The following is an 11,202-nucleotide window of genomic DNA, read 5'->3' as shown; positions in this document are numbered from 1 at the left end:
TTTCTTTTCACCTCAGGCGAAGCCAATGGGTGAGACAAATTTCGACTGCGGGTGGCCCTTCAAGCTAACCCGATAGACGCTCTGGTTGTGCTGAGGATACTGGCACACAACCGTCACCCTCAGGATTACTCCATCCAACAAGGCCTTCATCTGAGGTAGATAATGCAACCGATTCAACGAGACCAAACCCAAGACCAAAGCTGGACACCGTTTTATTCGAAGTGGCGTCATGGAGGCTGGTATGTATCCAATCTTCGTTACCCAAGCGGGGCTTGCGGCTGCGTCAGCAACAACTATCCGGACGGTAAGTGGCGTATTGTCTGTGACCGCCGCCGCACCGACTTGGGCAAGGAAGGCGACTTCATCTTTGAGACTCGAGATGCAGCAGCACGCGCCGAGTTCGACCTGGTGCAGAACATAATCGCCGAGCAAGCACTGCAAGCTGCGCTGCAGGATGGATACCTGACCTGGGGTGGATCGCCTGTCACAGGTCCTCACCTTCCACACGGGCTCAGTGAAGCGAGCCAAGTCGAAGTGATCTTCCGCAACGGCCAGCGGCACACCGGCAGTGCACAGGCCTTCGGTTGGAACCACAGTGGTTACAACCCACACGCTCAAATCGTGGCCTACCGTGTGGTGGATACTACGGCCCACTCTCACTTTGCTGGCTGATTCCAGGACTCTCAATCCATGAGCACTCAATCCGTAAACGAACCGTACTCGAGCATTATCCAGCAAGCGTTGACCAAACGAGGCCACGATGCGGACGACTTTTCGCGCCATCCCCAGTACAGCGCGCCAAACTACGTGGTGAGGATGTGCACCAGCCTGACCGAAGCGGTCCACAAAGCGGGTAACCAGGCAGTCACTCTGGAGCAACTCATTCGACTTGAGAGTACCTGCACCGGGACCGACTACCAGCACAAGCTGGCATTGCGCTGCAATCGCCTGGCGCAAGGAATCGGCTGCTGAAGGGTATTGCAAGGGGCTGCTTCTGGCACACCTTGCCTACCATCAACATGGAGCTCCATCTCAAGGAGCTCCAGCATGAACAAACTGCTCAAACCCTTCAGCGTCCTCGTAATGCTCGCTTGCCTGGCCGGCTGTGCGACCAACCCCATGACCGGTGAGCGTGAAATTAACCGGACCGCCGTCGGGGCCGTAGTAGGGACTGTTGCAGGCGGTCTAATTGGCGCGGCGATCGGCGATAGTCGTGCAGCCCTCATTGGTGCGGCAATTGGTGCTGGTATCGGCGGTGGCACCGGGCTCATCCTCGACCGTAAGCATGGCGAACTAGAGCCAAAGCTGAAAGGGACAGGCCTCACCGTTGAAAAGCAGGTGGATGATGCGAACACCACCCAGGCACTCGTGGTGAGCGCGCCTGCGGACATTACGTTCAGCACTGGATCGGCAGATCTGCAAAGTCAGTCTTTCCCGTCCCTGGCGCGACTGGCCGAATCGCTGCGGAACCAAGGTAACCTTCGCATTGAAATCACCGGCCATACGGACAACACCGGGCCGTTCCAAAATAACCTTCGCCTCAGCTACAACCGAGCGCATGCGGTTGGACAGTTCCTTTACGCAGGTGGAATCCAGGCTGACCGGATTGCAATTCGCGGGGTGGCCGATACGATGCCGGTCGCAGGAAATGAAACACCCGCCGGTCGCCAAGCCAATCGCCGGGTGGAGTTGCGAATAAGCGCAATCTAGGGCGGCTGCTGAAGGTCAAGCGAGCATTTCAAGTTCTGGCCAATCAGGCGCAAGGTTGGCCAGCCACTGAGCATCGGTCGAAGGATCGAGTAGCTCCACAATCCAGTGTTCTGGCTCCAGGACGGTCGATTCGGCCACGCGCCAGGTTCGAACCTTGCCGACGTCGACATGGATGAATCCCTTCGTGGGATAGAAGCCCACACCTCCGACGCCAATAGCCTGGGCCAGCTTTCCCAGGTTGTCGACGGACAAGCCCGGTATGCGAATATCCGCGGCCATCGCCTTGATATGAAGTGATTGCTTGGCTGCGCCCTCCAATTTGGAGTTGTGCTGTGGGGTGCGGTACCCACTGTTCACAAGGATCTTGTAGGGCAGTCGGTTGATCCTCAACCAGACCTGGATGAGGTAAAGCAGATCAAGTAGCTTCGGGCTCATGCGAACGGTTGATTTGAATTTCACGTCTCGCAGGATGCTGCAGGCTTTCTGGTATCCACCAACGTCCCAGCCCTTCCCTCCGCGGAAGTAGCAGAAAGAGGCCTTCTCACCGCTATCTGGCCTTTCAAGATCAAGCCAACGATCTCGGTTGAGCGCTACTACGCGCCAATCGTACTTACGTCCTGAGGGGACACTGCCGAGGGCTTGGCCCAGTGTGAGTGCGGCTGGCGCGGCGAGGAATGCTGCAAGCAGTTGCCGTCGGGTAATGGTCGATGGTTTCAACGCCTGTATCCGATGAACTCCGAAAGTCGGAGCCCACGATAGCTGGCGCATCTCGTCATTCAACTCAAAACGACCGCGGCTTTTCCCGAGCTGGTGGCACACTTGGATAATGCCAAGATCGGTGCTCCCAACCAGATGATAGGTACCTCGATGCACCAACTTAATGAAGCGATGCGGAAGCGTGTCGCAGCCGCTATGGAGAAATCAGGCTGGGAGATGGACCCGGAGACCCCTGCCATTTCTGCAGTTCGATGCTGGTTTTACTCTGTGAACATTCACCGCGGTCCTCGACTGGCCGCAATGGTTTCCCAGGATCTCTATCGCTCTGTAGTGACTGGTGATGGGATCATCGCGGAACTGCTTCGACAAGATCCGAAACACAAGCCGTTCGAGCAGTATCTCGGCACAGTCGCCGAATTCGACTCCCTTCCGGAGGCATCTCAGCGAGATCTAGGCAAGAGAAATACGGTAATCGCTTGCCTGGCCAGCTTCGCGCGGACCACGCAGACCTGGGGCCTTGCTCCTCCGCTCAACGAAGTTCCAGGGCTTCATTTTGTCGCGATCGATTGGCAGGCAAAGAATGGTGCACACGTACTTCGTTCTGGCCTGGCGATTGGCGACGCCCCCCTAACGAAAGAGGACCTGGCCGAGATCGCTTCGATTCAACTCGGCTTGCATCTGGCGCGCTGCCCCCAAGAATCACCGATCGACTTCTGAATGTTAGGCCCTTCGGGGCCTGATTTTTATCAGCTGGTGGCACAGATCCTCGAGCATCACGATGGGCGTACTCAAACTGGAATCCCATCACATGAAACGTCTCCGAGAACTACAGAAAGCACATCCTCTCTGGGAAATCTCCATCACCCGGGGAACACACTTACGTTTCAGCCGGCCAGGCTGCCCTCCGGTGTTCGCCTCGTACACGCCAAGCGATTGGCGAGCGGACAAGGATCTAGCACGCAAGCTGCGCCTGGCAGAGCGCTCCTGCCCAACCAGCACCATTGCCACAGCTGCCTGAGGAGACCACAGTGCCAATATACCTGGAAGGCCCAAGCTGCGATCCGCGTGGCCCTGATGGCGACGGAAGGAATCGCTTACGCATCGATTCGATTGACCCTCAACCCCGCTGCGCACTCCGGCCGCGGACATTTGCAGGGCTTCGGGAATCGATGAATACGGCCATTGCTCAGTGGGGTAGTCATTTCGATGTGTGCTCCGGCGGCGGTGAATGCTCGGCTTGCTTCCGATTCACTCGTCGACACAACATCCAATCACCGCCAGACGCACTGATAGTCCGGCTTCATCCCGATGGATCGCTCCATTACACCAGCGACGTTAAGGCAGGGTGGAATGCCAGTCTGACCCCGATCGCCTGGGATGACCTGGCTTCGCTTGAGGAAGGATGGAGCCTCGGCCGGGTACTGAGAGACGAACACTCGCAGTACATACCTCTAAACCGGGCTCGACCGCGTTAGAGTGAGAAAATAGGCCTCAGTTTGACTTGCGATGGGTAGGGCGTGGTGATACAAAAAACATGCTTCCTGCTTGAGTCCTTGGACTTTAAGCACCAGATGTACGCGCTAGAACTCTAGGGTGTTCATCTGGCCCCGGCTGAGACCCGAGTTTCAGTTTTCAATCGGGGAGTCACCGCTGGCTCCAACCACTGCACATTCGTGCACACCGAGTGACTCGACTACAGTCGACTTACTCAAATCCTCGAAGTGAGACCTGTCGGGCAACTCTCAAGTTGCTCGCCTGATGACGTGCGCCTTTCCGGCCGGCCATGTCGTGAAGTCAATCTGTGGATGAAGACAACCTGGTTGGCCAGGAGCAGCACACCGCGCATAGCGTGGTTCGAGCGCCCTGGCATCCGCCGGCGCGTCCTCTAACCCTACCCGGGGCACATCATGCCCTGGGCTTGAGTGCTCCCTTGGAGTTCTCATGGATAAAGACCTTCGAAATCGCTTCATCGAGCAGGCAAGGGCGGTCCGCCAAACCTTCGGGGATGGCGAAGACCTCCATGCCGATCAAGCTGGTCTATCGCCTTCGGTCCGCCAAATGCTCCGGGAAAGTATGGAGCGGCACGAAGCCCTGACCGCCTTGTACAACGAACTGGACCGGGTTGGCGTAGGGTTGATCCTCAAACATTGGTCCGGGAACCAATGGGCGCTGGTTCTTCCTGATGCCTCAGAACCCGGTAAATTCCGCTACCAGGCTTTCGGTCTGCACGGCTGGATTACCCATCACACCTGCACAACTCTGGACGAAGTCGTATCAGACGCCTTCTGCGCCGGTTTTCGTATGGTGGCATCTCCAGATACCCTCGATCGGGTTGCATCTACGGTCGAGTGGAAGAAAGGGTGCGAGCGCCTGGAGTTCATCACGCGGCACAATTGCGGCGAGATCAGCTACCGGGAAATGCTGGATCAGTTCCAAAACATCGACGCCAAGTACGCATCCGCTGCTTGAATGTCACCAGCTGGCCTTTCGGTTTGCTGGATTACAAAGTTGGAGCCAACAAAAACCCCGCTACCTTCACAGGTGCGGGGTTTTCTTTTCTTGGCTGATCTACCAGATCAGTTCATGCCGAACTTAGCGACGTCCACGCCCATGCAGTAATTCAACGCTCGAGCCCGTGCGGAATCTTTGTGGGTGCTAGCCAGGTGGTCGACGATGTAATTGCAGTCATCGAATGCCAACGAACGGGCTTGGCTTGCAGTCAAGGGAGTGGGCTGCGCAGATACCTGGCCATTCAAGGACGTGGGAGTTTCCGACGTAGCGTGGGAGCTGCAACCGGCAGCGATGGTAAGGGTTGCCATGACGGCAAGTCGACGTATCAAGGGGGCCTCTCTTTGCCAGGGATCTGGCGTCACCAGTGATGCGTCCAAGGTACAGAAGCGTTTGAGCGATGCACGTCAAGTTGACCCTGTGAAATTCCGACAGCGGTTCTGGCACAGCCCTTCCCTGCTGATACTGGGCCTATCCCAGACAGAGGACCTCCCCATGCAATACGCTCAATCCAACCTGCTTTCCTTCCTGGCCCATGCTCCGGTTGCGGTTACTACCAACCTGGATCACGGAACCGAGACACCCTCAGGGCACATCTTGATGAATGCAGCTCGCCCACTACTGGGCCAGACCACGTTCCAAGGTGACTTTCTCCGCGGCCGCTTCTACGCCACGCTAGACCCGGAAGACAGCATCTCTGAGGTTTTTGCAAGGGAGAACCTGAAGCTTGATGGCAAGGTCGTCTTCGTAGTTGACCGCGCGACCGCGACTGAACTCATCCTGGATGGATGCCGCTATCGCAGCCAGTACATGGCCATGGAGGAAGAAGAACGCTGGTCGATTCTGGGCGATCGAATTTCAGATCTGCAGGACATGCCCCTGGCTGGTTTCATGGAGAAACTGGCCAAAGTCAAGGGCAGTGCCGCTGAGAGCCAAACCCAAGCAGCATGATGATACGGGGCTACCTTGAGTGGCCGTTTTTGAAGGGGCGACCATGCACCAATGCTGTATGTTCGTCCCTGTGGAGATCAGAAACACGGAGCCAGTTCTTGAATCGAATTGCACATCCTCTGGAGTTGCACGGCACCTTCTATGGACTCATTACCGATAGCGTAATGGTTCGTATCGTCGCCAAAGAAATATCAGCGGCGCACGCCAGCACTTCTCGAGAGCAGAAGAGCGAAGAAAACACGCCGCCGCCTACCCCTCGCAGAGAGCCCCTACGCACCGATCCTGAGAGCGCCAGCCACTCTCCACTAGACTGAGACAGTCTCACATCACGAAAATGTAGGGACCGCCCAAAGGGCGGCCCCTTTCGCACTCCGATCTACTTAACGGCCGCCTCTTTCGCCGGAATCTTTGCCGGCGGCGGGACGCACTTCGCCCGAGATTGATAGCCCGACATATCCAAGATGGCGTTGAGGACCGTTACGCATTCGGCCTGGCTTTGGTACGGGGTAACGGAAACGATGGGGTACTGCACTCCTGCTGGAGTGCCATAACCACCTTGTAGAAAGGTGACCACTACCAAGGTCCACTTCAAAGTCTGATCTCTCCTTCGCGATTACAGTTCGCCTTAAGGAAGTTAACGACCTGAATTCCAGAAAAAAGAACACCTTGTGTCATTCCATAAGGGGGGGTTCTGGCACAGCCCCGCAGGCGTGAGGATTACTCCACGTTCCCAGAAGGAGAATCCCATGTTCCATACCAACCAGCTCCAAGCCCTATTCGATCAACTGGAAGCTCTCCAACAGTTCGACCTGGAGATTCTGCCCGCCGACCTGAAGGCCGTGCTCGTGAAGGTCAACGAGGAAAGGCAGAAGCTCATCACCCTGGATCAGCGACTGATGATCGGTGTCCGCGATACCCGTCATTCCACCGACTACTACCCGGTGCTCGTTCCGCGCTCTCGTAGCTACGGCGACGAGGACTTCAAGGGCACTTTTGATACCTCCGCCGATACCAGTGAGGACTACACCTACGTAGTCGATTGCGCAGGCACGAAGGTCGATATCATTTCGCGGGAGGGTGAGGCATGAAAGATCTGCCATATGAAGAGGTCAAGACCTCTCTGACCTCCGGCGAGTCGATTCCTGCAGCAGTAGTGCAGGCGTTCCGGATAGCTCTTGCGGGCCTTCGCCCGCACCTGGCTGCGCAGGTGTATATGAACCTTAGCCAGGCTGGTTGTATGGACATCGAGATCGCAGCGATCGCAGGCCGATCATTGCGGCATGTGAAAACCTTACTTGAGTTTTCAAAAGCACCGACTGGGCTGGTCGAAATGGTGGCCAACCGAAAAGCGTCCATTGCCTCAGCACACAAGGCAATGCGTGTTGCTGAGGCCACAGGCCAGGACGTTATGACTGTGATTCAGGTAGCGGCTCAGGAGGAAGACAGACAGAGGAAGCCCCGCAAGGATCGCCCTGTCGCCGCGGCAAAAGCAGTAGTCCGTACGCTGCTCAAAGCGAAAGTACCGAGCCAACTCCGCGCCGGCATTGCCGATGGCGCAGAGGTGGTTCAGATCCGCACGAATGATGCGCAGCGATTGCTGAACGCCCTCGAACAACTATCTCCGACGACAAAACGCCGGGCCTAATACACGGGAGAGGCAGCATGCCTTGGATCAGCGTACTCATCGCGCCAGCGGCCACAAACACCGATCACTACACGACCCGATCTGAAGCACTTCAGGGGCTATTCAAGGATGGAACCCAGGCAGTCGTCAGGTGGTATCCCCCAGATGAAGATGAGTGCTCCGGCCGATGGAAAACCACCTGCTCGTCAGCTTGGGATGTGACCGAGCAGATCACTCACTGGCGAGACCTCTTTCCACCGAGCTTTGAAAGCATGAAGGGGTTCTTTCTCGAAGGTGAGCAGCTCCGCTGCCTTCAATCCATCATGCAGGGCCTATACGGCGATGGTCGAATTGTCACTTCTGATGCGCGTCGTGACCTGGCTAATCGCCTTCACCAACTGATTGGCGTTATCCAGGCGCAAACCATTGAGATAGACGTGTAGCCTCGGCATCTCGCTCCACTTTAAGGAGAATGCTTGCCCGCCATCGTTCCTTTGGTGAGCCTCAGTGTCCGAAATTCCGGACCGACAAATGGCATTGAATCCCCCTCGATGTTTGCGAACATATCGAACTTCGGATGGCCCTACCCAATATGGGTGGGGCCAATGGATAAGGAACATTGCCAGTGCCCCTCTCTGCCTCCCCTGCCCCTATACCTTCTACGTCCGCTGACACCCTCCGCCTGACCGCCCCTCGCCTTATGCGACAACGCCGCTGGCGAGATGACAAACGGTTCCAGATGCGTCGGATCGTGATCCTGAAGAACCAGGACGGCGAGATTGTTGGATACAGGCCAACGATCCAGCAAGGCACGAAGGAGCATCGTCGAGACTATTACCAGACCTTCAAGATCACCCCCGAGGTCTCCCTCAGCGAAGCTCTACGCGCAGCTATGGATTGGCGTGATTTGACAGAGAAGAAGCTAGGCATCGATCCAGGCAGCCATAGCGCCGCGTGTTCTTCCAAACCAATCGCGAGTATTTCCTTGATCGTTTCCCAGTCACCACCCTATCGCGCGCACTGGGCAACCAATCAAACCGCCGACGGCGCCCCTAAAATCAGGGTCAGCATTGGCGTTCGAAACTACCAAGATGCTTACGAGGAAACGGTGCTTCGTCTGGCCCAGCGCGAGGGAATTCCGCCCCCGGAGCAAATACCCCTTGCTCCGCCTCCCCGACGTGACCAGTACCGCAGGATGGTGAAAGCAGGCCTACAGGACATTCCGAAGCCGCTACCCGCACGATCGCGTCAGAAATGTAGGCCCTGAATTTCCGGGATACATTTTCACTGGAATGGCCGGGGGAACTCGTTAGCTTTTTGTAGAAACCCTATTCTCGGAAAGCAAAGATGCCCTCCATGCAATCTCTTATACGAATAGCCTTGGCGATGTCCCTCACACTGATCGCCGGCTGCGACAAGTCAATTGTCGGTGCCTACAAGGCAACGATGGAATCCGAAGGAGGCCAGGCCAGGACGGTTGGCATTGCGGTGATCCAAGAAGGGAATATCAGCGCCGATGGTCAGGACGTAAAGGTGTCCAGCTGGAGCAGAGAATCTGGATCAATTACTGCCCTCGATCAAGAAGGCAACCGCATCGTTCGCTTCGAAATCCTGGAGAATGGAGACCTCACCCAAGACACTCCGGCAGGAAAGCTGACCTTCAAACGGTTCGCCCTGTAGTGCGCCAGATGAAGATCAGAAACTTGGCCGGGAAGGCTCTTGGCGCAGCCTTTAGCCTCGGTCTGATGTTCAGTCCTGCTATCGCTGGCGCATCGATCAAAGTGCTCCAAAGCACATATCCTGATGGAACCGCCGCGCCCGCAGAACTGTACCTTTCAGGCGAAATAACCACCTCGACCAAACAGGAGATGCTGGCCGCCCTCGACCAGATAGGCAGGAAGGTGCCGATGCTCTACCTGGACTCCGCAGGTGGGGACCTGGTCGCAGGAATGGAGCTGGGTGAAGCGATCCGGCGCAGAGGCATCAACACTTCGATCGGCAAAAGCAGTGGTAGCTATGGCAAGCCTCTGCCCGGGATTTGTTACAGCGCTTGCGTCCTTACATTCAGTGGAGGCCACTTCCGGTTTGCAGACCAGAACGCCCGTATTGGCATCCACAGGTTCTATCGCCGGACCACCTCGACATCAGACCTGGATGTCGGGCAGGTAGTCAGCGCTGCCATCACCAGCTACCTGATCCGTATGGGGGTAAGCCCTTTGCTGTTCGAAAAGATGGCCCAGGTCGGTGGCGGCAAGATGCAGCTTTTACCGATCTCTGAAGCCTCTGGCCTGTCATTGGTGAACAACGGAATTTTATCGCCCCAGTGGGGGATCGAAGGCAAGCAAGGAACGGTGTACCTCAAGGGGGAACAGGAAACCTGGAACGGTACCGGCAAGCTGATCGTCACCTGCGCGAGTCACAACGGCGTCAAGATTTCCGCTCTATACGATGCAGGCACCAACAACCAAGAGATTTTGCGGAATGCGCGGAATTACACCCTGAGGGTGAACAGCCAGTTTCTCCCCATCCCTCATCTGCAATCCGCTCCCAAGATCAGTGGTGATTATCTGACGGCGACCTTCACCCCTGACTCCAGCATGATTTGGGATATGCAGTCCGCTGAACAACTTGGATTTGGCTTTCACCCCACAGGCTCTGACTCCTTCTACGGCTTCCTGATTGACGCCAGGTCCGAACGGGATCTGATCAGAAGTTTTGTGCAGCACTGCCAGAGTCGGGACTGATAATACTGCGGGTTCTGGCACACCGTTCAACAGCAGAGGATCACCTCACCCTTCAAGGCAAACTAGAGGTGATCCCATGCTCATTCCCTACGACCAGCTACAGCCTGAAACGCTTCACAACCTCATGGCCGATTTCGTGAGTAGGGACGGAACTGATGGTGGTGACGACACTCCTGAGGCCGTGAAGATCGAACGAGTGATGAGGGCGCTGAAAATCGGCGAGGCGGTCATTCTTTACGATGTGGCCTACCAGCAATGTATCTTGACTCTCCGCTCCGAGGTTCCGGCCGAGACGCTTAAGGCCTGGACCTGACGACCTACAACAGTTCCTCGCATGGGCTTCTGGCACACCCCTACCTGCCAGATTATGTGCGCATCCACTTTTTCCTGGTCGCTCAACAACTGGAGATCGCCATGTCCTCTCTCTCCCTACCTGCTCCAATCCTTGCTGGGAACCAGCGCTCGTATTCAATAAGCGCACTGTGGGAGGGGACCCCGGCCCGCACTAACGTTGATCAGGAGCGTCAGCTATTGAACTTGGTGCTTCCGCCGTGGCAGCGTCCGCCCAGCTGGGGCCTCGACCAACAGGTCCAATTCATTGAGGGGATTTTCTTGGGCCTTGGTACCGGGTACTACGTTATCAATGGGCGCGACTATGACGACCAGGGCCATGACAAGCCCATGTCTGGTTGGTTGATTGATGGTCAACAGCGAATCACTGCGATCGCCCGCTTCTTTCACGGGGAGATCAGCATCTTCGGGGGGATCTTCTTCCAGGACTTGAGCCTGGGTGACAAGCGCCGCCGCTTCAACAACCTAATCTTCCCCTGCATCGAGATGGACTACACCGATGACGAGAAGGTCCTGAAGGAGCTGTATCGTCGACTGAACTTCAGTGGCACCCCGCACACCGAAGCTGACCTCGAATTGCTCAACGCCTAACTTCCA

General features: G+C 56.5%; 15 protein-coding genes. 14 read left to right on the top strand and 1 reads right to left on the bottom strand.

The window, feature by feature from the left end; all coding sequences use genetic code 11:
- Positions 1-162 precede the first annotated feature (162 nt).
- The 3 genes from HMPREF1224_RS45815 (at position 163) to HMPREF1224_RS42530 (ending at position 1,710) form a co-directional block, all read left to right on the top strand.
- Positions 163-672, top strand: a complete 510-nt coding sequence (locus HMPREF1224_RS45815; RefSeq protein ID WP_201265726.1) for a hypothetical protein — start codon at positions 163-165, stop codon at positions 670-672.
- Positions 673-690: 18 nt separating this feature from the next.
- Positions 691-972: a hypothetical protein gene (locus HMPREF1224_RS42535; protein ID WP_010792720.1), complete on the top strand. Its 282-nt coding sequence runs from the start codon at positions 691-693 to the stop codon at positions 970-972.
- 75 nt (positions 973-1,047) lie between these two features.
- Positions 1,048-1,710, top strand: a complete 663-nt coding sequence (locus HMPREF1224_RS42530) for a YiaD family glycine zipper/OmpA-like lipoprotein (RefSeq protein ID WP_010794257.1) — start codon at positions 1,048-1,050, stop codon at positions 1,708-1,710.
- A 15-nt stretch (positions 1,711-1,725) separates the two neighbouring features.
- On the opposite strand, the gene HMPREF1224_RS45030 is transcribed toward HMPREF1224_RS42530, so the two are convergent.
- A complete protein-coding gene (locus tag HMPREF1224_RS45030; protein ID WP_224396990.1) occupies positions 1,726-2,427 on the bottom strand; it encodes a YcbK family protein in 702 nt (233 codons plus the stop codon).
- A 102-nt stretch (positions 2,428-2,529) separates the two neighbouring features.
- Here HMPREF1224_RS45030 and HMPREF1224_RS0112680 point away from each other — a divergent pair, with 102 nt between their 5' ends.
- The 11 genes from HMPREF1224_RS0112680 (at position 2,530) to HMPREF1224_RS0112660 (ending at position 11,196) form a co-directional block, all read left to right on the top strand.
- Positions 2,530-3,144 (top strand): hypothetical protein, encoded by a 615-nt coding sequence (locus HMPREF1224_RS0112680; protein WP_177327125.1) that lies wholly within the window; start codon positions 2,530-2,532, stop codon positions 3,142-3,144.
- A 1,224-nt stretch (positions 3,145-4,368) separates the two neighbouring features.
- The gene (locus tag HMPREF1224_RS42520; protein WP_010792717.1) at positions 4,369-4,896 is read left to right on the top strand and encodes a hypothetical protein; all 528 of its coding nucleotides are present in this window, start codon (positions 4,369-4,371) and stop codon (positions 4,894-4,896) included.
- Positions 4,897-5,430: 534 nt separating this feature from the next.
- The gene (locus HMPREF1224_RS42515) at positions 5,431-5,886 is read left to right on the top strand and encodes a hypothetical protein (RefSeq protein ID WP_010794255.1); all 456 of its coding nucleotides are present in this window, start codon (positions 5,431-5,433) and stop codon (positions 5,884-5,886) included.
- A 746-nt stretch (positions 5,887-6,632) separates the two neighbouring features.
- Positions 6,633-6,974: a hypothetical protein gene (locus tag HMPREF1224_RS42510; protein ID WP_010792715.1), complete on the top strand. Its 342-nt coding sequence runs from the start codon at positions 6,633-6,635 to the stop codon at positions 6,972-6,974.
- Positions 6,971-7,531 (top strand): hypothetical protein, encoded by a 561-nt coding sequence (locus HMPREF1224_RS0112675; protein WP_031628659.1) that lies wholly within the window; start codon positions 6,971-6,973, stop codon positions 7,529-7,531. Before HMPREF1224_RS42510 ends, HMPREF1224_RS0112675 begins: the two co-directional genes overlap by 4 nt.
- 17 nt (positions 7,532-7,548) lie before the next feature.
- Entirely contained in the window at positions 7,549-7,953 is a 405-nt protein-coding gene (locus HMPREF1224_RS0112670) for a hypothetical protein (RefSeq protein WP_019484866.1), read from the top strand.
- 308 nt (positions 7,954-8,261) lie between these two features.
- Positions 8,262-8,777 carry a hypothetical protein gene (locus tag HMPREF1224_RS45020; RefSeq protein WP_171886844.1) on the top strand — a complete coding sequence of 172 codons (516 nt, stop codon included), beginning with the start codon at positions 8,262-8,264 and terminating at the stop codon, positions 8,775-8,777.
- A gap of 80 nt (positions 8,778-8,857) precedes the next feature.
- Positions 8,858-9,190, top strand: a complete 333-nt coding sequence (locus tag HMPREF1224_RS42505; RefSeq protein ID WP_010794253.1) for a hypothetical protein — start codon at positions 8,858-8,860, stop codon at positions 9,188-9,190.
- Between the two features lie 8 nt (positions 9,191-9,198).
- The gene (locus HMPREF1224_RS0112665) at positions 9,199-10,254 is read left to right on the top strand and encodes a COG3904 family protein (RefSeq protein ID WP_216868436.1); all 1,056 of its coding nucleotides are present in this window, start codon (positions 9,199-9,201) and stop codon (positions 10,252-10,254) included.
- 76 nt (positions 10,255-10,330) lie between these two features.
- Positions 10,331-10,567, top strand: a complete 237-nt coding sequence (locus tag HMPREF1224_RS42500) for a YheU family protein (protein WP_010792710.1) — start codon at positions 10,331-10,333, stop codon at positions 10,565-10,567.
- Positions 10,568-10,668: 101 nt separating this feature from the next.
- The gene (locus HMPREF1224_RS0112660; RefSeq protein WP_031628656.1) at positions 10,669-11,196 is read left to right on the top strand and encodes a DUF262 domain-containing protein; all 528 of its coding nucleotides are present in this window, start codon (positions 10,669-10,671) and stop codon (positions 11,194-11,196) included.
- Positions 11,197-11,202 lie beyond the last annotated feature (6 nt).

This window comes from Pseudomonas sp. P179 (genome assembly GCF_000478485.2).
In the GTDB taxonomy this organism is placed as follows: domain Bacteria; phylum Pseudomonadota; class Gammaproteobacteria; order Pseudomonadales; family Pseudomonadaceae; genus Pseudomonas; species Pseudomonas aeruginosa.
Note: the sequence above shows the minus strand (reverse complement) of the source record. Positions and strands in the feature narration are given on the sequence as shown.

What these genes read in the sequence shown, in the direction of transcription:
- HMPREF1224_RS45815 (WP_201265726.1), top strand. Translation starts at nt 163, where the DNA reads ATGCAACCGATTCAACGAGACCAAACCCAAGACCAAAGCTGGACACCG.
- HMPREF1224_RS42535 (WP_010792720.1), top strand. Translation starts at nt 691, where the DNA reads ATGAGCACTCAATCCGTAAACGAACCGTACTCGAGCATTATCCAGCAA.
- HMPREF1224_RS42530 (WP_010794257.1), top strand. Translation starts at nt 1,048, where the DNA reads ATGAACAAACTGCTCAAACCCTTCAGCGTCCTCGTAATGCTCGCTTGC.
- HMPREF1224_RS42520 (WP_010792717.1), top strand. Translation starts at nt 4,369, where the DNA reads ATGGATAAAGACCTTCGAAATCGCTTCATCGAGCAGGCAAGGGCGGTC.
- HMPREF1224_RS42515 (WP_010794255.1), top strand. Translation starts at nt 5,431, where the DNA reads ATGCAATACGCTCAATCCAACCTGCTTTCCTTCCTGGCCCATGCTCCG.
- HMPREF1224_RS42510 (WP_010792715.1), top strand. Translation starts at nt 6,633, where the DNA reads ATGTTCCATACCAACCAGCTCCAAGCCCTATTCGATCAACTGGAAGCT.
- HMPREF1224_RS0112675 (WP_031628659.1), top strand. Translation starts at nt 6,971, where the DNA reads ATGAAAGATCTGCCATATGAAGAGGTCAAGACCTCTCTGACCTCCGGC.
- HMPREF1224_RS0112670 (WP_019484866.1), top strand. Translation starts at nt 7,549, where the DNA reads ATGCCTTGGATCAGCGTACTCATCGCGCCAGCGGCCACAAACACCGAT.
- HMPREF1224_RS42505 (WP_010794253.1), top strand. Translation starts at nt 8,858, where the DNA reads ATGCCCTCCATGCAATCTCTTATACGAATAGCCTTGGCGATGTCCCTC.
- HMPREF1224_RS0112665 (WP_216868436.1), top strand. Translation starts at nt 9,199, where the DNA reads ATGAAGATCAGAAACTTGGCCGGGAAGGCTCTTGGCGCAGCCTTTAGC.
- HMPREF1224_RS42500 (WP_010792710.1), top strand. Translation starts at nt 10,331, where the DNA reads ATGCTCATTCCCTACGACCAGCTACAGCCTGAAACGCTTCACAACCTC.
- HMPREF1224_RS0112660 (WP_031628656.1), top strand. Translation starts at nt 10,669, where the DNA reads ATGTCCTCTCTCTCCCTACCTGCTCCAATCCTTGCTGGGAACCAGCGC.